Raw genomic sequence first — 22,509 nt, forward strand, 5'->3', positions numbered from 1 at the left:
TCGTGGCAAGCCAGACAGCAGCCCCGCCACCCCAGGTGAGCGCCCCCGTCCACGCCCCCGGCGAGCTGGCCGCCCTGGCCGCCCGGCACGGCCTGACGGTCAGCGGGGCGCGGCCGTCGCTGCCCGCGTACGTCCGGCAGCTCTGGGGGCGGCGGCACTTCATCGCCGCGTTCGCGACGGCCAAGCTGACGGCCCAGTACAGCCAGGCGAAGCTGGGCCAGATCTGGCAGATCATGACGCCGCTGCTGAACGCGACGGTCTACTACTTCATCTTCGGCGTCCTGATGGACACCAAGCGCGGGGTGGAGGACTTCGTCCCGTTCCTGGTCACGGGGGTCTTCATCTGGACCTTCACCAGTAGTTCGATCACGGCGGGCACCCGGGCGATCAGCGGCAACATCGGGCTGGTGCGGGCCCTGCACTTCCCGCGCGCCTCGCTGCCGGTGGCGCTAGCGCTGCAACAGTTGCAGCAGCTGCTGTTCTCGCTGGGCGCGCTGACCCTGATCCTGCTGTTGTTCGGCCAGTACCCGCGCCCGTCCTGGCTGCTCGCCGTCCCGGCGCTCGCCCTCCAGGCCCTGTTCAACACCGGGGTGTCGATGGCCGTGGCCCGGCTGACGGCGAAGACCCCGGACATCGCGCAGCTGACGCCGTTCGTGCTGCGGACCTGGATGTACTCCTCCGGCGTGATGTGGAGCCTGGACCACCTGCTCGCCGGCGACCGGGTGCCGCACGCGGTGATGGTGCTGCTGGAGTACAACCCGGCGGCGCTCTACATCAACCTCATGCGGTACGCGCTCATCGACAGCTACAGCGCGACGCAGCTGCCGCCGTATGCGTGGGCGGCCGCGGCCGGCTGGGCGCTGCTGTGCGGCGTGGCGGGATTCGTGTACTTCTGGAAGGCCGAGGAGACGTACGGACGTGGCTGAGCTCAAGGTTTCCGCAGACCCGGGCGTCCCCACCGTCGTGGTGGACGACGTCCACATCACGTACACGGTCAACGGCGCCCGTACGGGCAGGGGAAGCGCGACCTCGGCGCTCAGTCGGCTCACCTCGCGCCGCCGTACCCCCGGCGCACGCCAGGTGCACGCCGTGAAAGGGGTGAGCTTCGCCGCGTACAGGGGCGAGGCGATCGGTCTGATCGGCTCCAACGGCTCCGGCAAGTCGACGCTGCTCAAGGCGATCGCGGGGCTGCTCCCGCCGAGCCGGGGCAAGGTCCACACCCAGGGGCAGCCCTCGCTGCTCGGGGTGAACGCGGCCCTGATGGGCGACCTGACCGGCGAGCGCAATGTGGTGCTGGGCGGGCTCGCGATGGGGATGACGCGCGAGCAGATCCGCGAACGCTACGACGAGATCGTCGACTTCTCCGGCATCAACGAGAAGGGCGACTTCATCACGCTGCCGATGCGCACGTACTCCTCCGGCATGGGCGCACGGCTCCGCTTCTCCATCGCGGCCGCCAAGAGCCACGACGTACTGCTGATCGACGAGGCGCTGTCCACGGGCGACGCGAAGTTCCAGCGTCGCAGCAAGGACCGGATCAAGGAGCTGCGCGCCGAGGCGGGCACGGTCTTCCTGGTCAGCCACAGCAACAAGTCGATCACCGAAACCTGCGACCGGGCACTGTGGCTGGAGGCGGGCACGCTGAGGATGGACGGCCCGGCGAAGGAAGTGGTAGCGGCATACGAGGCGTTCACGAACCGCAAGTAGCCGTCGGATCAGCCCTGCCGATTCCTCCTGGCGCAACCCCGGGCCGTCCAGCCGCATCCGGCCCCGTCCGGCGTCCGGGGGCGAAGCCTCAGCCGGGGGCGCGCGTCATCTTCTCGACCCGCCCGCACGCATCCGGCCCGTCCGGCGCTTGAGGACACCTTTCAGCCGGCGTCCTTCAGCCCGTCGAGCCCCACGCCGAGGGGGCCGGCGCCCCTGACAGGCACCGGCCCCCTCACCCCCGTACGGCAGCGCCTAGGCGTGCGTACGCAGCAACGTCCGCATCGTCCGCATGGCCACCGACAGATTCGCCAGGTCGAACGCGTCCGAGCCCTGGATCTCCTCCAGCGTCGACCGCGACCGCGCCAGGATCGCCGCGTTCTTCTCTTCCCACGCCCGGAACCGCTCCTCCGGGGTGGACGTCCCGTTGCCCACGCTCAGCACGTCCGCCGTGAGCGCCGCGTGCGCCGCGTACAGGTCCTCGCGGATGGAGGCGCGGGCCATGGACTGCCAGCGGTCGGCCCGCGGCAGCTCGATGATCCGGTCCATCAGCTGGGTGATCCGCAGCCGGTCCGCGAGGTCGTAGTACACCTCGGCGACCTCCAGCGGCTCCTTGCCCGTACGGTCGGCGATGGCGACGATGTCCAGCGCCGGGAAGGCGGACGAGAACCCGGCGACCCGCGCCGCCAGCTCGTCCGGGACCCCGGCGGCCGTCAGCTCGTCCAGGATCGAGTGGTACCAATCCAGGTCCGCGCCCCTGACCAGCTTGGGCAGCTCGTTCCAGACCCGCTCGACGCCGTCCCGGAACATCTCGATGGTCTCGGCGATGGCGACGGGCTGCGGCCGGTTGCCCAGCAGCCAGCGCGAACCGCGCTCGACCAGGCGCCGCGAGTGCAGCCGGATACGGGTCTGGACGTCGGCGGCGACCTTGTTGTCGAGCGCCTCGACGGCGTCCCACACCTGGGAGAGCCCGAAGATCTCGCGGGCCGTGAACTGGGCCCGCACGATCTCCTCGATCGACGCCCCGGTCTCCTCCCGCAGCCGGTGCAGGAAGGTCGAACCGGCGGTGTTGACCGTGTCATTGACCAGGACCGTCGTGATGATCTCGCGGCGCAGCGCGTGCCCGTCGACCGCCTCGGGGAACCGCTCGCGCAGCTTGCTGGGGAAGTAGGCGTGCACCAGCTTCTGAAGGTGCGGGTCGTCCGGGAGGACGGTGGAGATCAGCTCGTCGGCCGCCGTGATCTTGGTGTAGGCGAGCAGGACCGCCAGCTCGGGCTGGCTGAGCCCCTTGCCGTTGCTCAGCAGCTCGCGGATGTGCCGGTCGGCGGGCAGGAACTCCAGCGCCCGGTCCAGAGCACCGTCGCGCTCCAGTCGACGCATGAAGCGCTGCTGGGCGTGGAGCAGGGACGGGGCCTGGGCACAGGCGTTGGAGAGCGCGACGTTCTGCGCGTAGTTGTTGCGCAGGACGAGCGCGCCGACCTCGTCGGTCATGTCGGCGAGCAGCTTGTTGCGCTGCTTGACGGTCAGGTCGCCGTCCCGGACGAGGCCGTTGAGCAGGATCTTGATGTTCACCTCGTGGTCGGAGGTGTCCACACCGGCGCTGTTGTCGATCGCGTCGGTGTTGATCCGGCCGCCGTTGCGGGCGAACTCGATACGGCCGAGCTGGGTGGCACCGAGGTTGCCGCCCTCGCCGACGACCTTGGCCCGCAGGTCCTCGCCGTTGACGCGGATCGCGTCGTTGGCCTTGTCGCCGACGTCGGCGTTCGACTCGGAGACGGCCTTGACGTACGTGCCGATGCCGCCGTTCCACAGCAGGTCGACGGGGGCCTTGAGAATGGCCCGCATCAGGTCGGCCGGTGTCATCTTGCTCACCGACGCGTCGATGCCGAGCGCCTCGCGGATGTGGTTGTTCAGCGGGATCGACTTGGCGCTGCGCGGGTGGATTCCGCCGCCCGCGGAGAGCAGCTCGGTGTCGTAGTCGGCCCAGGAGCTGCGCGGCAGCTCGAACAGGCGGCGCCGCTCGGCGTACGAGGTCGCGGAGTCCGGGTTCGGGTCGATGAAGATGTGCCGGTGGTCGAAGGCGGCGACCAGGCGGATGTGCTCGGAGAGCAGCATGCCGTTGCCGAACACGTCACCGGACATGTCCCCGACGCCGACGACGGTGAAGTCCTGGGTCTGGGTGTCGTGGCCCAGCTCCCGGAAGTGCCGCTTGACGGACTCCCAGGCGCCCCGGGCGGTGATGCCCATGCCCTTGTGGTCGTAGCCGGCCGAACCGCCGGAGGCGAACGCGTCACCGAGCCAGAAGCCGTACGCGACGGCGACCTCGTTGGCGATGTCGGAGAAGCTCGCGGTGCCCTTGTCCGCGGCGACGACGAGGTAGGTGTCGTCCTCGTCGTGGCGGACGACGTCGGCGGGCGGCACGACCTCACCGGCGACCATGTTGTCGGTGATGTCGAGCAGCGCGGAGATGAACGTGCGGTAGGCGGCGATCCCCTCGGCGAACCAGGCGTCCCGGTCGACGGACGGGTCCGGGAGCTGCTTGGCGACGAAGCCGCCCTTGGCTCCGACGGGCACGATGACGGTGTTCTTCACCATCTGCGCCTTGACCAGACCGAGGACCTCCGTACGGAAGTCCTCCCGCCGGTCCGACCAGCGCAGGCCACCGCGGGCGACCTTGCCGAAGCGCAGGTGGACGCCCTCCACCCGGGGCGAGTAGACCCAGATCTCGTACGCCGGGCGGGGCGCGGGCAGGTCCGGAATGGCCTGCGGGTCGAACTTCATCGAGACGTAGGAGTGCGGCGTGCCGTCCTCCGTGTGCTGGAAGAAGTTGGTGCGCAGGGTGGCCTTGATGACGGTGAGGAAGGACCGCAGGATGCGGTCCTCGTCCAGCGAGGCGACCTGGTCGAGGGCCCCGTCGAGCTCTTCGAGGAGGCCGTCGGTCAGCTCCGTGCCCGCGCTCTGGCGGCCAGGCGACATGCGGGCCTCGAAGAGCGAGACGAGCAGCCGGGTGGTGTGGACGTTGTTGCGGAGCGTGGACTCCATGTAGTCCTGGCTGAAGGTCGAACCGGCCTGCCGCAGGTACTTCGCGTAGGCGCGCAGGACCATGGCCTGGCGCCAGTTCAGCCCGGCGCCGAGGACCAGCGCGTTGAAGCCGTCGTTCTCCGCCTCGCCCTTCCAGACGGCGGCGAAGGCCTCCTGGAAGCGGGTGCGGGCGTCATCGGCGAGGTAGCCGCCACTGCCGTTGACCAGGGGCATCCGCAGCCCGAAGTCGTAGATCCAGGCGTGGGTACGGTCCGCGCAGCGCAGCTCGTACGGGCGCTCGTCGACGACCTCGACGCCGAGCTGCTGGAGCGCGGGGAGGACGGCGGAGAGGGAGACCTGCTCACCCGTGCGGTAGATCTTGAAGCGGCGCTCGCCGGGGCCCGCGCCGACCGGCTCGTACAGGCTGAGGGCGAAGTCCTTCTCGCCCTCCTTGAGGGTCTCCAGGTGGACCAGGTCGGACACGGCGGCGCGCGGCGAGTGGTCGGCCTTGTAGCCCTCGGGGAAGGAGTGGCCGTACAGGCGCAGCAGCTCGGCAGCGCGCTCCTCGCCCAGCTCGGCGGTGAGGGCCTCCTGGAAGCCGTCGGCCCAGGAGCGGGCCGCCTCGACGAGGCGGGCTTCGATGCGGTCGGCGTCGGCGTCGGTGAGATGCGGCAGCTCGCTGCCCGCCGGGACCCGGATGACGAAGTGCAGCCGGGAGAGGATCGACTCGGTGTTCCAGGCGGTGAAGTCGACGCTGGTGCCGCCGAGCTCCTCCTTGAGGATGTCGATCAGCCGCAGGCGCACACCGGTGGTGTAGCGGTCGCGCGGGAGGTAGACGATCGCGGAGTAGTAGCGCCCGTACTCGTCCTGACGCAGGTAGAGCCGCAGCCGGCGGCGCTCCTGGAGGTAGAGGACGGAGGTGACGATGGAGCGGAGCTGGTCGACGGGCGTCTGGAACAGCTCGTCGCGCGGGTAGGTCTCCAGGATCTGGAGCAGGTCACGGCCGTCGTGGCTGTTGTACGAGAAACCCGCGCCCTCGACGACCTCGGCGACCTTGCGGCGGATGACGGGCACCCGGCGCACGGACTCCGTGTAGGCGGCGGAGGAGAAGAGCCCGAGGAAGCGGCGCTCCCCGACGACATTGCCCTTGGCGTCGAACTTCTTCACGCCGACGTAGTCGAGGTAGCTGGGGCGGTGCACGGTGGCCCGGCTGTTGGCCTTGGTCAGGACGAGGAGCTTGTGCTCACGGGCCTTGGCGCGGACGTCGGCGGGCAGGCGGTCGAAGGACGGGCTGACGGGGTGGGCCTCGTCCGCGCTGTGCTGCGGGTCGGAGCGCAGGATGCCGAGTCCGGTGCCGGGCACGGCGGCGAGGGCGTCGCTGTCCTTGAGTTCGTACTCGCGGTAGCCGAGGAAGGTGAAGTGGTCGGCGGCCAGCCAGCGCAGCAGCTCGCGGGCCTCCTCGACCTCCTCGTCGGCGAGGTCGTCCAGCGGTTCGCCCGGCAGGTCGTCGGCGATCCGGAGGGCGGCGTCGCGCATCTTCCCCCAGTCCTCGACGGTCTCACGGACGTCGGACAGGACGCGCAGCAGGTCGGCGGTGATCTGCTGGAGGTCGGCGCGGTCCGTCTCGCGGTCGATCTCGACGTGGATCCAGGACTCGACGAGCGCGTCGTGCGGCAGCTCGGCCCCGCCGTCCTTGGCCTTCTCCTGGGCGCTTCGGGTGCCCTGGGGAGCCGGGAAGGCCTTCGGGGTGCCGGGGCCGCCGGAGAGAACCTCGATCAGCTTGCCGGTGACATCGCGGCGGACGGTGACCTGCGGGTGGATCACGACGTGGATGCCGCGCCCCTGCCGGGACAGCTCGTTGGTGACGGAGTCCACGAGGAAGGGCATGTCGTCGGTGACGACCTCGACGACGGAGTGGCTGCACGTCCAGCCGTTCTCCTCGACCGTCGGAGTGTGCACGCGGACGTTGGCTGTGCCCTGCGGGCGGTTCTCGGCCAGCCGGTAGTGGGAGGCGGCGGCGCCGTAGACGTCGACCGGGTCCCGGCCGCTGAGGTCCTCGGGAGCCGTATGCAGGTAGTACCGCTGAAGGTAGGCGAGCACCGTGTCCCGCCCCGGACGGGCGTCCTCGTCCGCCCCGGCGGCGGCGACCCGCACCCGGGGGGTACCGCCCGGGCCACCGACACCACCGCCCGGGCTGTTGTCAGCTACCTGGGCAGCCCGTGCGAGCAGCTCGGCCTTGGCTTCGTCCAGCTTGGTCTGCATGTCCTCTGGCTCCTGTCGCGCGCCGTTGCGTGACGTAGGTGAGAAAAACGACGTACCGCCACGACACGGGGTTTCCGGTCTGGGTCGACGCTATGCCGCTTCGAGAGTTCCCCGGGACCACATGGGTCATTTTTGACAGCCGGTCCGGGGTCGGGAGATCGCGGATCGCCCGGGCGCGGTGGCACTCCGGGCGGCGGTCGGGGGCTTCACTGCCCCCGAGGCGTATCGCGCTGATCACGGCACCAGGCTATCGCCCCGGCACCCCACCCCGTCATGAGCTGCTTGTGTACAAAAGAACCCCCCGAACTTTGACACTCTGGACAGTGCGCCGCGCCGCCTTGGCGAACTCCCGGAACCGGGGCAGTCTGTCCGTACAGCAGGAAACCAGGCCACCGGCAGGCCGACACCGTCCGCCGCGGGCCGACCGGCCCCGAGGAGCCCGCCATGCCGCAGAAGATCCTCATCGTCACCGGCGACGCCGCCGAGTCGCTTGAAGTCCTCTACCCGTACCAACGGCTGCTGGAGGAGGGGTACGAGGTCGACATCGCGGCCCCCGAACGCAAGACGCTGCGTTTCGTGGTCCACGACTTCGAACCCGGCTTCGACACGTACACCGAGAAGCCCGGCTACACCTGGCCCGCCGACCTGTCGTTCTCCGAGGTGGACCCCGGGGCCTACATCGCCCTGGTGATCCCCGGTGGCCGTGCTCCCGAGTACCTCCGCAACAACGCCGAACTGCGGAAGATCATCGGCGCCTTCTTCTCCGCGGACCGCCCGGTGGCCCAGATCTGCCACGGCCCCCTGATCACCGCCGCCACCGGCAACCTCAGCGGCCGCCGCGTCACGGCTTACCCCGCCCTGGAGCCCGACATGCAGAGCGCGGGAGCGACGTTCCAGGACGCGGAAGCGGTGGTGGACGGCACCCTGGTCTCGTCGAGGGCGTGGCCGGACCACGCGGCATGGATGCGGGAGTTCCTGAAAGTGCTACGCACTCTTTGAGGCCCACCCGAGGCAGATTCAAGCCCGTCCGGCGCTTGAGGACCGGGGTCCGGGGCAGCGCCCCGGATTCCCGCACCACGACCGCCCGCACCGCCACGGAACCAGGCCCCCCGCTCACCCCACCATCGCCTCAGCCAACGCCACCGCCTCCCCCAGGCTGTCCACCACCGGCACCCCCGCTGCCTCCAGGCTGCTCCGACTGTGCGACCCCCCGGTGTACAGCACCGCCCGAGCCCCCACGTGCGCCGCCGCCACCGCGTCGTCCAGCGCGTCCCCGATGACCACCGAATACTCCGGGGCTATGCCGTCCACCCCGGCCAGTGCCGCGAAGTGCCGCTCCATGTGGAGCGCCTTGCTCCCGCCGGACGGCCCCGTGCGCCCGTCGACGCGGACGAACCGCGGCTCGATGCCGTACCCGCGCACCACCGGGACCAGCTGCTCGTGCCCGTACATGCTCAGCAGCGACTGGCTGCGCCCGGCGCGCTGCCAGCCGGTCAGCAGCTCCTCGACCCCGGCGGCGAGCCCGCAGGCCACCCGTTGCTCCGTGTAGTGCCGGTGGAAGCTCTCGTCCATCCGCTCCCACTCGGCCTCGGTGGGCATCCGGCCCATGAGCCGCTCGTAGAACCGGGGTATGGGCACGCAGTACATCTCCCGGTACTGCTCCAGCGTGACCGGCGCCACCTCGACCTCGGCGAACGCGGCGTTCGTCGCGTGGATGACGGCGTGGATGTCGTCGAGCAGTGTGCCGTTCCAGTCCCAGACCAGATGCGTGCGTGTCTTACCGGATGCCATGGAGAAAAAATACCCGCAAGGTCTGACAACCCCGCCCCTGTCACCGCTGACCTGCGGGAACTCCGACTTCTCAGCTGAGAAGCTGCCCGATCTCCTGAACCCCGAACCACAGCAGCTCATGGTCCTCGGCGCCGTCCACCGTGAACTGCGCGTCATCGTCCCCGAGGTCGGCCGCCCCCAGCGCCGCCGCCGCGGCGGCCACGTCCTTCTCGGCGTCGTCCGCGTCCACGTGCACTGCGGCCGCCTTGGCCAGCGGAAGCGCGCCGGCGAGGCGCACCTCACCGATCGACGCCGCACTCGGCCCCTGCCCGGGGTCGGCGGTCGCGGCCCCGTCCGGTACGTCGACGGCGACGACAACCCTGCGCCGCGCCTCGTCCGGGTTCCCGGCGATCATCCGGAGCGAGGCGGCGGCAGCCCGGTTGAGCGCCGCGTACTCCAGCTCCTCGATGTCGTCGGAGACGTACCACTCGCGCAGCCCGGGGGTCACCGCGTACGCCGTCAGCGGCCCGGGGCCGACCTCGCCCGCACCGTGCGCCGCTGCGAGACCGGAGAGGGTCAGGGGGACGTACACGCGCATGGCAGGCCGCTTTCGTAGGGGAAACCGTCCTCAGGATACGTGGGAACCGTCCCCTTTCGGGTTTCGGCAACTGGGGGCGTCCGTCCACCGCGGACGGCCCGTCACCCTCCCGCTGCCCCTTGTCGCGCAAGGGCCGAGCCACTGATAGGTGAACCTGCCCCGGGGCCGGTACGCGCCAGAAGGCCCCTTGCGGCGCTGACGGCCGTCCCCGTAGAAGATCCCCAGCACAAGTTACTGCCCGGTATTTCACCGGGCCCGGTTCACGGGGGCGATGAACATGAGCGTGGACAGCACGCGGCCCACCGGCCGACGCGACCAGCGCAGGCCTCGGGTCGTACCTCCACAGCGGTCCCGGCGGCCGCACCGGCCGCCGCGGCCCCACCAGTGGTTCGCCGAACGGCTGCTCGCGGTTCTCAGCGGCCAGCGCCCGGTGCACTGGATGCTCGGCCACACCATCGGCGAGGCCTACGACCAACTCGCCGAACTGGCCCCCAGCAGCCCGCTCGGGGCCTCCCGCGGCAGCCGCCCGGTCCTTCGCCGCTGCTACGGCGCCCAGCCCGCCACCGGCGTGGTCGAGGCGTTCGCCAGCATCACGGCGGGCGACCGGGTGCAGGCCATGGCCTTCCGACTGGAGCAGGGCGCCGACCAGCGCTGGCGCTGCGCCGCCGTGGAACTGGGCGGCGAACGCCTCATCGCCGGCCGCCCCGGTCCGCGATGAGGGCGCAATTGCGGCAGGGGCCGGACACCCTGTGGTGTCCGGCCCCTGCCGCGGTTGTCCTGCCGGTACTACTTCTTGCGACGACGGCCTCCGCCGCCGCTGCTCTTCTGCGCCTTGCGGCGCTCCGCACGCGTCATGCCGTCCGTGGACCGCGTGGCACCGGCGCTGTCGGTGGCGAAGTCGCCCTCGACGACACCGCCCTCGCCGTCCACCGTGGGAGCGGAGAAGTGGAGCCGGTCCGGACGCTGCGGGGCCTCCAGGCCCTTGGCGCGGATCTCCGGACGCGGGGCGGCCCCGGCGGGCGCGGTCTCCTTGTCGAGCGAGGTGCGCTCGGCGGCGTCCTGCACCGGAACCTCCTCGACCTGCTGCTCGACCTGGACCTCCAGGTTGAACAGATAGCCGACGGACTCCTCCTTGATGCCCTCCATCATGGCGTTGAACATGTCGAAACCCTCGCGCTGGTACTCGACCAGCGGGTCCTTCTGGGCCATGGCCCGCAGGCCGATGCCCTCCTGGAGGTAGTCCATCTCGTAGAGGTGCTCGCGCCACTTGCGGTCGAGGACGGAGAGGACGACGCGCCGCTCCAGCTCACGCATGATGTCGGAGCCGAGCGTCTTCTCGCGCTCCTCGTACTGCTCGTGGATGTCGTTCTTGATGGACTCCGCGATGAAGTCGGCGGTGACGCCCGCCAGGTCCCCGGCCGCGTCCTCCAGCTCCTCCACGGTGACCTTCACCGGGTAGAGCTGCTTGAAGGCGCCCCACAGCCGGTCCAGGTCCCACTCCTCGGCGAAGCCCTCGGCGGTCTCCTGCCGGATGTAGTCGTCGATCGTGTCGTCCATGAAGTGCCGGATCTGGTCCTGGAGGTCCTCGCCCTCCAGAACGCGGCGGCGCTCGCCGTAGATGACCTCGCGCTGCCGGTTGAGCACCTCGTCGTACTTCAGGACGTTCTTACGCGTCTCGAAGTTCTGCTGCTCGACCTGCGACTGGGCGGAGGCGATGGCACGGGTGACCATCTTGTTCTCGATCGGGACGTCGTCGGGGACGTTCGCCATCGACATGACGCGCTCGACCATCTGCGCCTTGAACAGGCGCATCAGGTCGTCGCCCAGCGACAGGTAGAAACGGGACTCGCCCGGGTCGCCCTGACGGCCGGAACGGCCGCGCAGCTGGTTGTCGATACGGCGCGACTCGTGACGCTCCGTGCCGAGCACATACAGCCCGCCGAGCTCCTTGACCTCTTCGAACTCCGCCTTCACGGCCTGCTCGGCCGCCTCCAGCGCGGCGGGCAGCGCGGCCGCCCACTCCTCGACGTTCTCCACCGGGTCGAGGCCGCGCTGGCGCAGCTCCGCCTCGGCGAGGTCGTCCGGGTTGCCGCCGAGCTTGATGTCCGTGCCTCGGCCGGCCATGTTCGTCGCGACGGTGACGGCGCCCTTGCGGCCCGCCTGGGCGACGATCGTCGCCTCCCGGTCGTGCTGCTTGGCGTTGAGGACCTCGTGCTGGACGCCGCGCTTGGAGAGCTGCTGCGAGAGGTACTCGGACTTCTCGACCGAGGTGGTGCCGACCAGGATCGGCTGGCCCTTCTCGTGCTTCTCGGCGATGTCGTCGACGACCGCGGCGAACTTGGCGACCTCGGTGCGGTAGATCAGGTCCGACTGGTCGGCGCGGACCATCGGCCGGTTCGTCGGGATCGGCACCACGCCGAGCTTGTAGATCTGGTGGAACTCGGCGGCCTCGGTCATCGCCGTACCGGTCATGCCGGAGAGCTTGTCGTAGAGGCGGAAGAAGTTCTGCAGGGTGATCGTGGCAAGGGTCTGGTTCTCGTCCTTGATGTCCACCCCTTCCTTCGCCTCGATCGCCTGGTGCATGCCCTCGTTGTAGCGGCGGCCGGCGAGGATACGGCCGGTGTGCTCGTCGACGATCATGACTTCGCCGTCGATGACGACGTAGTCCTTGTCCTTCTTGAACAGTTCCTTGGCCTTGATGGCGTTGTTCAGATAACCGACGAGCGGGGTGTTCACCGACTCGTAGAGGTTGTCGATACCGAGCCAGTCCTCGACCTTGGCGACACCGGACTCATGGATGGCCACGGTCCGCTTCTTCTCGTCGACCTCGTAGTCGCCGGTCTCCTCGATGCCCTTGAGCTGGTTGCCCGCCTCACCCTTGGTGAGGCGCGTGACCAGCTTGGCGAAGTCGCCGTACCACTTGGTGGCCTGGTCGGCCGGGCCGGAGATGATCAGCGGCGTACGGGCCTCGTCGACCAGGATCGAGTCGACCTCGTCGACCACGGCGAAGTTGTGGCCGCGCTGGACGAGCTCGTCCTTGGACCACGCCATGTTGTCGCGGAGATAGTCGAAGCCGAACTCGTTGTTCGTGCCGTACGTGATGTCACAGGCATACTGCTCGCGGCGCTGGGCCGGGGTCATGTTGGCGACGATGCAGCCGACGGACAGACCCAGGAACTTGTGGACCCGGCCCATCAGCTCGGAGTCACGCTGGGCGAGGTAGTCGTTGACCGTGATCAGATGCACGCCCTTGCCGGAGAGCGCATTCAGATACGTGGGCAGGGTGCCGACAAGGGTCTTGCCCTCACCGGTCTTCATCTCGGCCACATAGCCGAGGTGCAGGGCGGCTCCACCCATGATCTGTACGTCGTAATGGCGCTGCCCGAGGACACGCTTGGCGGCCTCGCGGATCGTGGCGAACGCTTCGGGAAGCAGGTCGTCCAGGCTCTCGCCGTCCGCGTACCGTTCCTTGTACTCGTCGGTGAGCGCCCGCAGCTCGGCGTCGGAGAGGTTGACGAAGTCCTCTTCGATGGAGCTGACCTGGTCCGCGATGCGGTGCAGTTTGCGCAGGATCTTGCCTTCGCCTGCACGCATGAGCTTGTTGAAGACGGACACTGAGGCTGGTCTCCTTGCCGGTCGGGCCTGGCACTGGGTCGTGTAATGGACTCTGGCGCGGGCACGGCAGGTGGGCCCCACCGCAACGGCCATCGTAAGCGAGGACACCACCGCGTCGGGAGGGCTGCCGTCGCGTGGACCTCGCCGCACCCTTATAGGACAACGGTCCAGAGGCGCGGAAGGTGCCGGGAAGCCCCAAAAGTGCTCGCATCGAGGCGGCCGGCTCACCAGAATCGATCCATGGAGCCGATCACCCTCACTACGGAACGCCTGATTCTGCGGCCCTTCGGCCCGCAGGACACGTACCGGGTGCACACCGCCTGCCAGGACCCGGACATCCAGCGCTGGACGGTGCTCCCCTCCCCGTACCGCCTCACCGACGCGGAACTGTTCACCGCGAAACTCTCCCCGGCGGGCTGGCAGGACGACTCCGTCTACAGCTTCGCCCTCGTCCTGCGGAACTCCGAAGCCCTGGTCGGCGCGCTCGGCGTGCACCGCCGCAGCCGCCCGGGAACGTACGAGATCGGCTACTGGGGAGCCCCGGACCACCGCGGTCGCGGATACGTCTGCGAAGCCGTGCTCGGCTCCGCCCGGTGGGCCTTCACCTCGCTCGGGGCGGACCGGCTGGAGTGGCGCGCCGAGGTCGGCAACACCGCCTCCCGTGCGGTGGCCCTGCGCGCGGGCTTCCGGATGGAGGGCGAGCAGCGGTCCGGGCTGCTCAACAAGGGAGTGCGGCGCGATGTGTGGACGGCCGCCCTCCTCCCCTGCGACCTGGGACTGCCGGGCGCCCATCCGTACCTCCCCGGGCGCGAAGCCCCGCGGCCCGGGGAGGCGCCGGGTGCCGTGCGATGAGCGGGCATCCGGACCAGGGCTGTCAGTGGTGCCGTCTAGGGTTCGACGTATGACGCCTGTGCCTCCTCCCGCAGTCGAACTCTCCGCCGACCAGGCCCGCCGTATCGCGCTGCGCGCCCAGGGCTTCCTGGGGGCTCCTGACCGCCGGGCGGGGGTGCCGGGGGTGCTGCGCCACCTCGGGGCCGTCCAGTTGGACACCATCTCGGTGCTGGCCCGCTCGCACGAGCTGATTCCGTACGCCCGGCTCGGCGCGGTGGGCCGCCGCACGGTGGAGGAGGCGTACTGGTCGGGCGGCCGCTCCTTCGAGTACTGGTCGCATGCCGCGTGCATCCTGCCGGTCGAGGAGTGGCCGCACTTCGCGTTCCGCCGCCGCGCCTACCGCTCCCGGCCGCACTGGCACCACGATCTTCCCGACGGCGCCTATGACACGGTGATCAAGCAGCTGCGCACCGAGGGTCCGTTGACGGCGGCAGAGTTGGGCGGCGCGAAGAACGGCGGGGAGTGGTGGGACTGGTCGGCGTCCAAGGTCGCCGTCGAGCGGGCCCTGATGTTCGGCGAGGTGGTGTGCACCGAGCGGCGCGGCTGGAAGCGGGTCTACGACCTGGCCGAGCGGGCCATTCCGGATGCCGTGCTCCACGACGATCTGAGCGATACGGAGTGCAGGCGCCGACTGGTCGCGCTGGCGGGCAAGTCGCTGGGCGTCGGCACGCGCAGTGACATCGCGGACTACCACCGGCTGAGGGGCGAGGAGTTCGACGCCGTGGTGGCGGACTCGGGCCTGGTGCCGGTCGTGGTGGAGGGCTGGACGAAACCGGCCTGGGCGGATCCGGAGGCGCTGGCCAAGGAGCCGCGCGGACGCCACCGTACGACGCTGCTGTCACCGTTCGACTCCCTGATCTGGGAGCGGGCGCGCACGGAGCGGATCTTCGACTTCACCCACCGGCTGGAGGCGTACGTCCCCAAGCAGAAGCGGATCCACGGCTATTTCGCGATGCCGTTGCTGGCGGGCGGCAAGCTTCAGGGCCGGGTCGACCCGGCGCGCGAGGGCACCACGCTGGTCGCCCGGCAGGCATCCCTGGCCGGCCCCAAGGCCGTGGCCCCGATGGCCGAGGCTCTGGTCGAGGCTGCGGGCTGGGTGGGCTGCACGGACATCCGGGTGGACCGGGTCGACGCCCCCGAGCTGCGCGACCCGCTCAGGACGGAGATCGGACGGGCGCTGCAACGCGCCTACCGCTGACCGGGCCTCATCGGGTTCTCGCCGGGTGCTGAGGACTGTCCCGTAGGAGAGAGGCGGGACCGCTACCTGATCTCAAGAATCTTCTCGCGCATGGCGTAGACCACGGCTTCCATCCGCGAGTGGAGCTGCAATTTCTCCAGGATATTGCGGACGTGGTTCTTCACCGTGTTCTCGGAAATGAACAACTCCTTGGCGATATCCCGGTTGTTCATGCCGGTCGCCACGAGCTTCAGCACTTCCAGCTCCCGTTCGGTGAGCCGGGGCGCCGGAACGAGCCGTCGCTCGTCGGTGCGCTGGATCATCGATTTGAACTCGGTGAGCAGCTTGGAGGCCATGGAAGGGCTGATCTGGGACTGTCCGTCAGCGACCGCGCGAATGGCCGTGGCCACCTCGTCGGTGGAGATCTCCTTGAGGAGGTATCCGGTGGCGCCCGCCTTGATCGCGTCGTAGAGGTCGGCCTCCTCGTCGCTGATCGTCAGCATGATGATCTTCGCGCTGGGGGCCACCTCCTTGATGGAGGTGCAGGCCTCGATGCCACCGCGTTTGGGCATCCTGACATCCATCAGAACGATGTCGGGCAGCAGGTCGGCGGCCTTGTCGACGGCCTCGGAGCCGTCTCCGGCCTCGCCGATGACCTGGATGTCCTCCTCCTGCGCGAGGACGATCTCCAGACCCCTGCGGAAGAGCGCGTGGTCATCGACCACGAGGACCCGGATGGGCTCCTTGCGTGAAGCGGCGTCCGCGTCCGCGCCGGTATACGCACCGGCGTCGTCGTCGGAGTGACGCGCATCGCGCACGGGCCCGAAGGTGTCCGCCATCGTTCCTCCCCCTGAAGGCCACGGCCTGTCTCGGTCGTTCGCCAACGGCACTTCGTGGAGCACCGATTGGCTCGGGCCGCCATGATTCCATGCCCAGGCGCGACCACGGTGATCGTGGGCTCGTACGCGGGTGCCCCCGGTGGCGGGAAAACGCCCCAGGGGCACACCGTCGAAAGCGGCGTCAGCCGCCGAGCGCGCCGCCCGCGCCACCGGCTTCGTCCGCGGCGAGCGGGTCGGTCCTCAAGTGGATGACGCCGTAGTCGTAGGCGTGTCGCCGGTAGACGACACTGGGCTCCTTCGTCTCGGAGTCGACGAACAAGTAGAAGTCGTGCCCGACCAGTTCCATCTCGTAGAGCGCCTGATCGAGCGACATCGGTGCGGCGGTGTGGGTCTTCTCGCGCATCACGAGCGGCCCTTCGCCCTGCACTTCGAGCGAGCCGACCATCGTGGTGGGGACGGGCGCCGACGACTGGTCGCCGACCAACTCGCCGTCCTCGTCGAACGAGGCGACGCCGGGAACCACGTCCCCGACCTCGGCAGCCGACAGGCGTCCGTTGCCACGGCGGCTGTAGCGCTTGTCGTGCTGCTTGCGCAGCCGGGCCTCCAGCTTTCCGGTGGCCAGGTCGAGCGCTGCGTAAGGGTCGCCCGCTGCCGCTTCCGCCCGGATGACCGGCCCCCTGGAGCGGAGCGTGATCTCCACCCGGTCGGAACGGTCGGCCTGGCGGGGATTCGGCTCCTTGGACACCTCGACGTCGAGGCTGATCACCTTGCCGTCGAACTTCTGGATCTTGTCCAGCTTCAGCTTCTCGGCCACGTGCTTGCGGAACCGCTCGGGCACCTCGGTCTTGCGGCCCTTGACGACGATGTCCACGCAGAACTCCGTTCCCGGATCGCTCCGCTCAGCGGCGGAGCATCTCCCTTTTGCACCAGGCCCCGGCGATCACCAGGGCCTCGGACTCGGTGGCTTTCGCCTCCTCCTCCCCCGCCGGAAGGGTCGCAACCCCACCGACTCGCGTGCTTCTCCTACCGGTGAGTTACCTGCCCGAAACCTGGTGGTGCATTCATCGAGGTCCGGCATTCACCGTTCCTCACAACCGAACATAGCCTGCACACCAGGGTCTCGGCACCCGCTACTGGCACGTACCTCCGTTCAGGGGGTATTACCCTCTCGATACCTGCAACGATGCAAGTTCTCGGTCAGTTCCGGTTTGTTTCGAAGGCGGACGGAGAAGCTGCGACGACCACCGCTCGGCACGTTGCGCGCCGGGCGGTCCCCCGGTCGGCACCGAGCCCCTCGCCGACGGCCCGCGCCGCCTCCGCCAAGGTCGAACCTGTCGTCAACAGATCGTCCACCAGGATCACCCTGCCGTGACGGATCAGCCGCTCTCCCCCTGCCGTGAGCTCCAGTGCACCGGCCAGATTCGCCCGCCGCCGACGGGCGCCGAGCCCCGCCTGGTCCAGGACCGTGCGCCGCTGGCGCAGCACTGGGACCAGCCGGGCGGGCAGACCCGTGCGGCGCAGGTCCCGGGCGGCCGCCGCCGCGATCCTGCGCACCGGATCGTGACCGCGCGCAGCCGTCGCGGAACGGGCCGACGGCACGGGGATGAGCAGGAGGGGGACCGAACCGCCCGGCCTCCCCGTCCCGGCCCGTACACAACCCGCCAGGGCCCGCCCGAGCGCCCCCGCAAGCCCGAGTGCCCCTCGCTCCTTGTGGGCCAGCAGAACCGCACGTACGGCGTTCTCGTACGGCGCCGCCGCGTACACCGGCGGAAGCCCCGGGGGCCTGGGAGAGGGACGAACACGGCGGGCCGGGGCGCCGTGCACCGCGGCTCCACAGGCCGCGCACAGCTCGGTGCGCGGTCTGCCGCAGCCTGCGCAGGACACCGGCAGGACCAGATCGGACAGCTCCCGCCACACGCCCCGCATGAGCCCACTGTGCCGGGCCCCGGGCAGCCGGACCACCCCTGTGGACAACTCGGCCGCAGCCCGGACCCAAACCCTGGCCCTGGCCCTGATCAGCCGGGGCCGGAGGGGATCAGCCCGGGTATACCAGCGAGGTGCCCTCCTTGAGGACCGTCTGCCAGTTGTCCCCGCGCGAGAGCCTCACTATGCCGTCGTCCACCGTCTCCGCCATCAGGGGAAGCAGTTCGTCGTCCGCCGCTGCGACCGACTCGACCTGGTTGACCCCGGGCAGCGCACCCGAAGACGACGTGGAACCGTCCGCCTGCACGTACCGCACCTGCTGGACTCCGCCCTCCTCCTTGCCGACCACCACCAGACGGCTGCGGCCGGACCAGGAAATGGCCGTCACGTCCGCGAGCTGCGGTGCGGCCTGGCGGAGATCCTCGACCGAGATCTCGGGCGACACCGCGGACCCGCGACGCTCGACCCGGCCGATCTTCAGCGTCGTGTGCCCGTCCTTCGACAGCAGCAGCGCGATCCGCACCCCGTCCGCCGACATACGGAGCGCTTCGATCCGGCTGCCGTCCAGGCCCGGAACCCGGACCTCCTGGGGCTCCCCCGCTCCTCCGGTCAGCCGCAGCAGCCGGGGACCGGCCGGATTCCGGTCGGCGACCCACAGGTCCCCGTGACCGTCCCAGCTCGGCGGGGACAGCCGGTCGGCGGCCTTCTTCGCGGTGCTGGTGACCAGGGGCGCGGCCAGCTCGTCCGCCGATTCCAGGGAGGTCACGTACAGGCTCTCCCCGTTGGCCGACACCGCGGCGGCCCGCCGCTCGTCCCGGGACACCCCGACCGAGCCCATCGGCACCGTACCCAGACCGAAGGGTCCGACCAGCGGCTCGGGCGTCACGTCGCCCTCGGCGGCGCCGGGAAGCCGCTCCACCTGGCCCTTGTCGTTGATGAAGTACTGGCTGTCGGGCCCTCCGGAGCCGTTGTCGGCGGAGAACGCCTCGGCGTCATCGGCGTCCAGCGAGCAGAGCTTGCCCCGGCCGCCCTCCAGCTCCACGCGCTCGACCCGCGCCGAGGTCAGGTCCCCGAGGGTGTAGAGCACCTGGGCGGCCATCATCCGGCAGGCGCTCCGGTCGGCCTTGTCAGCCTTCTCGTTGAGCGGCACCTTCAGGATGTTCTGGTCGTCCGGCGCCAGCGTGGTGACGCCCTTGCGCAGCGCGGTCCCGGTCGGGAACCGGGAGTCGACCACCGGCCGCAGCCAGTTCGTCGGCCCGGCGAGCAGCGTCGTGACGGTCTGCGTGGCCGTGCTCATGCGCGTGACCGGATCGGTGCCGTTGCGTACGTGGACGGGGTCGGCGACGAGCATCCGCTGCCCGCCCGTCCGCCCGGTGGCGAAGTAGTACTTGTTCACGGAACGGTAGAGCCGCTTGAAGTCTGACTGCCCGAGGACCAGACCGTCCGGCACAACGTCGATGCGCCATTCCTGCTCCCCGTCGGGCCCCTTCTCCAGCACCAGGTGGAGGGTCTGGGAGTAGTCGGTGGGCGCGAGCGGCCGGTAGGAGCTCTGGACGTCTACCGCCGCGACCTTCTGGCCGGTCAGCGTGTAGGCCGTCTCCGTGTCCCGGGTGGCCCGGCTGGCCTCGTCGTGGAGGAGGGGTCCGCTGCGGTTGGGAGCCTGGGCGAGGACCGTGATGCCCCCGCTGGGCTGCCAGGTGCGCTGGGCGTCGGTGCTCAGGTACTTCCGCGTGGTCGCGAACGCGGGATCGTCACTGGTCATCGACTCCAGGAAACCGTCGACGATCTCGCTGGGCGGCGCGCCCTCCCGGGGCGCCACGGCATACACCTGCACCTGGGAGTCGTCCGGCTGCGAGGCGTCGACCGCTTTGACGTCCCCCGTCGTCGGCATCGACCCGCACCCGGCCAGCACGACGATGGCGCAGCCGATCAGCGCGGACAGCCGCACCGCGCGTCCGTGGCCGCGCTGAAAGCGGTCAGTACCCACGAGTGGTGTCCTCCTGGTCGGAATTCAGTACACCGTTGACCGCGCGCCCACCGGAACCCTTGGGAGCCGGACGCGCGACGACACGTGCTCCGCTGCCGGGCAGGGCCGCGGGGTGCACCGACGCGGGCGCCGGGTTCCCGACCGCGGGGCGGCACCCCGGCACCGGCAACGGCGAGCGCTCACCGGCGCCGGGCTGGTTCGGCACGGACATCAGACGGTGGTCGCCCGTCCCCGCCGGCGTGGCCTCGTCGCGCTCCCGGTTCTCCCGGTTGCGCCGGGAGTCCTCGGGCTCCAGCGGTATCGGCGAACCACGCAGCGGCTCGTCCGCCGTACGCGGCAGGGTCAGCCGGAACTGGGACCCGCCGCCCGGCTCGCCCCATGCCTGGAGCCAGCCGCCGTGCAGCCGGGCGTCCTCGACGGCGATCGACAGGCCAAGACCGGTCCCGCCGGTCGTCCGAGCCCGCGCCGGGTCGGCGCGCCAGAAGCGGTTGAAGACGCGGGTCGCCTCGCCGGGCTTGAGCCCGACCCCGTAGTCGCGGACGGCCACGGCAACAGCGCCCTGCGCCACGCCCATCCGCACCACGACGTCCCGGCCCTCACCGTGCTCGACGGCGTTGACCACGAGGTTTCGCAGGACGCGCTCCACCCGACGGGCGTCCGCCTCGGCTATCACCGGCTGGTCGTCGCCGATGACCAGGATCCGGCTGCCCTTGCGCTCGGCGAGCGGCTCGGCACCGCCGATCACCCGGTGGACCACGGTCCGCAGGTCTATCGGCTCGGCCTCCAGGGCCGCCGCGCCCGCGTCGAAGCGGCTGATCTCCAGCAGGTCGGAGAGCAGCGACTCGAATCGGTCGAGCTGGTCGCCCAGGAGTTCGGCTGAGCGTGCGGTGACGGGGTCGAAGTCGACACGTGCCTCATGGATGACGTCGGCCGCCATCCGTACGGTCGTGAGCGGGGTCCGCAGCTCGTGCGAGACGTCCGAGACGAAGCGCCGCTGCATCCGGGAGAGCTCCTCCAGCTGCTGGATCTTCAGCTGGAGGCTCTGGGCCATCTTGTTGAAGGCTTCACCGAGCCGGGCGATGTCGTCCTCGCCGGTGACCTTCATCCGTTCCTGGAGTTTGCCCGCCGAGAGCCGCTCGGCGATTCCGGCGGCCATCCGCACCGGCGTGACGACCTGCCGCACCACGAACCAGGCGATGGCTCCGAGGAGCACGACGACGAACACCCCGGCGGTCGCCAGCGTTGTCTTGACCAGCGACAGCGACTTCTCCTCCTGCGTGAGCGGGAAGAGGTAGTAGAGCTCGTAGGGGTGCTGATCGATGTCGTAGAGCCGCTTGCCGACGACAAGCCCCGGCTGGGGCTCCTTGCCGTACGAATACCGGATCTCGGAGTACGTCTGAAACGCGCCCTGGCCCTTGCCGACGTCCTGGCGCAGGCGCTCGGGCACGCTGGATGCCTCGACACTGCCCGAACCGCGCGGCGCACGATTGCTCGCGCCTTCGTTCACGGAGTCGGCGCTGAGCGCCACCACGTTGAACGCGTTCTTGCCGCCACTGGCGAGCTGGTCGACGAGCTCGGTACGCCAGGAGGTACTGCCGGTCATACCGTCGGTGTCGCCGCCCCCCTGCCCGTCGGGGGCGAGGGCGGCATTGGCCTTCTCCTGGGCCGCGGCGAAACCACCGGCGGCCTGGGTCTGGGCGGCCTTGCCCTTCGCGTCGAGCAGCCCGTTGCGCACCTGCCCGATCACGACGAACCCGAGCAGCAGCACGACAGCCATCGACATCAGCAGGGTCCCCGCGACGACGCGGAGCTGCAGATTACGCCGCCACAACCGGACGGCGGGCAGCAGCGGACGCCGGACCCACCGCATCAGCAAGCGCGGTACCGGCCCGCCGGGCGTCCGGTCCTCGAACAACCGGCCGCCCCGCAGGAAACGGCTCATACGAGATGCCTTTCGTCCCGTAGCGGCAGCCCGCTCCGTACGGACTCCCGGCTCCCCGGGTCCCGGAGCAGCGCTGCCTCGGGCCATCTCAGCTCGGTCCGGCCTTGTAGCCGACACCTCGGACCGTCACCACGATCTCCGGCCGCTCCGGGTCCTTCTCGACCTTGGAACGCAGACGCTGAACGTGCACATTCACCAGGCGGGTGTCGGCCGCGTGGCGGTAACCCCATACCTGCTCCAGCAGGACTTCACGGGTGAAGACCTGCCACGGCTTACGGGCGAGCGCGACCAGCAGGTCGAACTCCAGCGGGGTCAGGGCGATGGACTGCCCCTCCCGCTTCACGGAGTGCCCTGCCACGTCGATGACCAGGTCACCGATGGTCAGCTGCTCCGGGGCGGGCTCTTCGGACCGCCGCAGACGTGCCCTGATCCGGGCCACCAGCTCCTTAGGTTTGAACGGCTTGACGATGTAGTCGTCGGCACCTGACTCCAGGCCGACCACGACATCGACGGTGTCGCTCTTGGCAGTGAGCATGACGATCGGCACACCGGACTCGGCCCTGATCAGCCTGCACACCTCGATGCCGTCCCTTCCGGGCAGCATGAGGTCGAGCAGCACCAGGTCCGGCTTGGCCTCACGAAATGCAGCCAGTGCCTTGTCGCCGTCCGCTACGAACGACGGCTCGAAACCTTCTCCACGCAGCACAATCCCGAGCATCTCGGCCAGTGCGGTGTCGTCGTCGACGACAAGGACGCGTCCCTTCATAATCGACATCATCC

Annotated in this window: 16 protein-coding genes; 6 read left to right on the forward strand and 10 right to left on the reverse strand. The window is 69.9% G+C overall.

Annotated elements, in window-relative coordinates:
• Positions 1 to 2: 2 nt before the first annotated feature.
• Together CIB93_RS25735 and CIB93_RS25740 are read left to right on the forward strand one after the other, a co-directional pair.
• Positions 3 to 926: an ABC transporter permease gene (locus CIB93_RS25735; protein ID WP_096630206.1), complete on the forward strand. Its 924-nt coding sequence runs from the start codon at positions 3 to 5 to the stop codon at positions 924 to 926.
• Complete coding sequence (locus CIB93_RS25740) at positions 919 to 1,707, forward strand: ABC transporter ATP-binding protein (protein ID WP_096630207.1); 789 nt, start codon at positions 919 to 921, stop codon at positions 1,705 to 1,707. The genes CIB93_RS25735 and CIB93_RS25740 overlap by 8 nt, the downstream gene beginning before the upstream one ends.
• 252 nt (positions 1,708 to 1,959) lie before the next feature.
• On the opposite strand, the gene CIB93_RS25745 is transcribed toward CIB93_RS25740, so the two are convergent.
• On the reverse strand, positions 1,960 to 6,987 hold the full coding sequence (locus tag CIB93_RS25745; RefSeq protein WP_096630209.1) for an NAD-glutamate dehydrogenase: 5,028 nt from the start codon (positions 6,985 to 6,987) through the stop codon (positions 1,960 to 1,962).
• Between the two features lie 444 nt (positions 6,988 to 7,431).
• On the opposite strand from CIB93_RS25745, the gene CIB93_RS25750 reads away from it, so the two are divergent.
• Complete coding sequence (locus tag CIB93_RS25750; protein WP_096630210.1) at positions 7,432 to 7,986, forward strand: DJ-1/PfpI family protein; 555 nt, start codon at positions 7,432 to 7,434, stop codon at positions 7,984 to 7,986.
• Positions 7,987 to 8,100: 114 nt separating this feature from the next.
• Here the strand turns inward: CIB93_RS25750 and CIB93_RS25755 are convergent, their stop codons facing one another.
• Positions 8,101 to 8,778 carry an HAD family hydrolase gene (locus tag CIB93_RS25755; protein ID WP_096630211.1) on the reverse strand — a complete coding sequence of 226 codons (678 nt, stop codon included), beginning with the start codon at positions 8,776 to 8,778 and terminating at the stop codon, positions 8,101 to 8,103.
• A 70-nt stretch (positions 8,779 to 8,848) separates the two neighbouring features.
• Positions 8,849 to 9,355 carry a hypothetical protein gene (locus CIB93_RS25760; protein WP_096630213.1) on the reverse strand — a complete coding sequence of 169 codons (507 nt, stop codon included), beginning with the start codon at positions 9,353 to 9,355 and terminating at the stop codon, positions 8,849 to 8,851.
• 277 nt (positions 9,356 to 9,632) lie between these two features.
• Here CIB93_RS25760 and CIB93_RS25765 point away from each other — a divergent pair, with 277 nt between their 5' ends.
• Positions 9,633 to 10,073 carry an Rv3235 family protein gene (locus CIB93_RS25765; RefSeq protein WP_096630236.1) on the forward strand — a complete coding sequence of 147 codons (441 nt, stop codon included), beginning with the start codon at positions 9,633 to 9,635 and terminating at the stop codon, positions 10,071 to 10,073.
• A 68-nt stretch (positions 10,074 to 10,141) separates the two neighbouring features.
• Here CIB93_RS25765 and secA read toward each other — a convergent pair whose 3' ends face one another.
• Complete coding sequence (gene secA, locus CIB93_RS25770; RefSeq protein WP_096630214.1) at positions 10,142 to 12,970, reverse strand: preprotein translocase subunit SecA; 2,829 nt, start codon at positions 12,968 to 12,970, stop codon at positions 10,142 to 10,144.
• A 240-nt stretch (positions 12,971 to 13,210) separates the two neighbouring features.
• Here secA and CIB93_RS25775 point away from each other — a divergent pair, with 240 nt between their 5' ends.
• Entirely contained in the window at positions 13,211 to 13,822 is a 612-nt protein-coding gene (locus CIB93_RS25775) for a GNAT family N-acetyltransferase (protein WP_096630216.1), read from the forward strand.
• Between the two features lie 49 nt (positions 13,823 to 13,871).
• Positions 13,872 to 15,059 carry a winged helix-turn-helix domain-containing protein gene (locus CIB93_RS25780; RefSeq protein WP_096630217.1) on the forward strand — a complete coding sequence of 396 codons (1,188 nt, stop codon included), beginning with the start codon at positions 13,872 to 13,874 and terminating at the stop codon, positions 15,057 to 15,059.
• 62 nt (positions 15,060 to 15,121) lie between these two features.
• On the opposite strand, the gene CIB93_RS25785 is transcribed toward CIB93_RS25780, so the two are convergent.
• The 6 genes from CIB93_RS25785 to mtrA form a co-directional block, all read right to left on the reverse strand.
• Positions 15,122 to 15,877: a response regulator transcription factor gene (locus tag CIB93_RS25785; protein WP_096630218.1), complete on the reverse strand. Its 756-nt coding sequence runs from the start codon at positions 15,875 to 15,877 to the stop codon at positions 15,122 to 15,124.
• 181 nt (positions 15,878 to 16,058) lie between these two features.
• Positions 16,059 to 16,748 (reverse strand): ribosome hibernation-promoting factor, HPF/YfiA family, encoded by a 690-nt coding sequence (hpf, locus tag CIB93_RS25790; RefSeq protein ID WP_096630220.1) that lies wholly within the window; start codon positions 16,746 to 16,748, stop codon positions 16,059 to 16,061.
• 326 nt (positions 16,749 to 17,074) lie between these two features.
• Complete coding sequence (locus tag CIB93_RS25795) at positions 17,075 to 17,803, reverse strand: ComF family protein (RefSeq protein ID WP_096630221.1); 729 nt, start codon at positions 17,801 to 17,803, stop codon at positions 17,075 to 17,077.
• A gap of 109 nt (positions 17,804 to 17,912) precedes the next feature.
• Positions 17,913 to 19,748, reverse strand: coding sequence for an LpqB family beta-propeller domain-containing protein (locus CIB93_RS25800; protein ID WP_096630238.1), 1,836 nt, complete (start codon positions 19,746 to 19,748; stop codon positions 17,913 to 17,915).
• A 28-nt stretch (positions 19,749 to 19,776) separates the two neighbouring features.
• Positions 19,777 to 21,816, reverse strand: a complete 2,040-nt coding sequence (mtrB, locus tag CIB93_RS25805; RefSeq protein ID WP_096630223.1) for an MtrAB system histidine kinase MtrB — start codon at positions 21,814 to 21,816, stop codon at positions 19,777 to 19,779.
• A 1-nt stretch (position 21,817) separates the two neighbouring features.
• Positions 21,818 to 22,507 (reverse strand): two-component system response regulator MtrA, encoded by a 690-nt coding sequence (gene mtrA, locus CIB93_RS25810; RefSeq protein ID WP_007448372.1) that lies wholly within the window; start codon positions 22,505 to 22,507, stop codon positions 21,818 to 21,820.
• Between the last annotated feature and the right edge of the window lie 2 nt (positions 22,508 to 22,509).

Source organism: Streptomyces sp. WZ.A104 (assembly GCF_002382885.1).
Classification (GTDB): Bacteria; Actinomycetota; Actinomycetes; order Streptomycetales; family Streptomycetaceae; genus Streptomyces.

Excerpts from the sequence above, each read along its gene's own strand:
- CIB93_RS25745 (WP_096630209.1), bottom strand. The coding sequence starts at position 6,987 with ATGCAGACCAAGCTGGACGAAGCCAAGGCCGAGCTGCTCGCACGGGCT.
- CIB93_RS25760 (WP_096630213.1), bottom strand. The coding sequence starts at position 9,355 with ATGCGCGTGTACGTCCCCCTGACCCTCTCCGGTCTCGCAGCGGCGCAC.
- mtrB (WP_096630223.1), bottom strand. The coding sequence starts at position 21,816 with ATGGCCCGAGGCAGCGCTGCTCCGGGACCCGGGGAGCCGGGAGTCCGT.
- mtrA (WP_007448372.1), bottom strand. The coding sequence starts at position 22,507 with ATGATGTCGATTATGAAGGGACGCGTCCTTGTCGTCGACGACGACACC.
- CIB93_RS25755 (WP_096630211.1), bottom strand. The coding sequence starts at position 8,778 with ATGGCATCCGGTAAGACACGCACGCATCTGGTCTGGGACTGGAACGGC.
- CIB93_RS25750 (WP_096630210.1), top strand. The coding sequence starts at position 7,432 with ATGCCGCAGAAGATCCTCATCGTCACCGGCGACGCCGCCGAGTCGCTT.
- CIB93_RS25780 (WP_096630217.1), top strand. The coding sequence starts at position 13,872 with ATGACGCCTGTGCCTCCTCCCGCAGTCGAACTCTCCGCCGACCAGGCC.
- CIB93_RS25775 (WP_096630216.1), top strand. The coding sequence starts at position 13,211 with ATGGAGCCGATCACCCTCACTACGGAACGCCTGATTCTGCGGCCCTTC.
- CIB93_RS25785 (WP_096630218.1), bottom strand. The coding sequence starts at position 15,877 with ATGGCGGACACCTTCGGGCCCGTGCGCGATGCGCGTCACTCCGACGAC.
- CIB93_RS25765 (WP_096630236.1), top strand. The coding sequence starts at position 9,633 with ATGAGCGTGGACAGCACGCGGCCCACCGGCCGACGCGACCAGCGCAGG.
- CIB93_RS25795 (WP_096630221.1), bottom strand. The coding sequence starts at position 17,803 with ATGCGGGGCGTGTGGCGGGAGCTGTCCGATCTGGTCCTGCCGGTGTCC.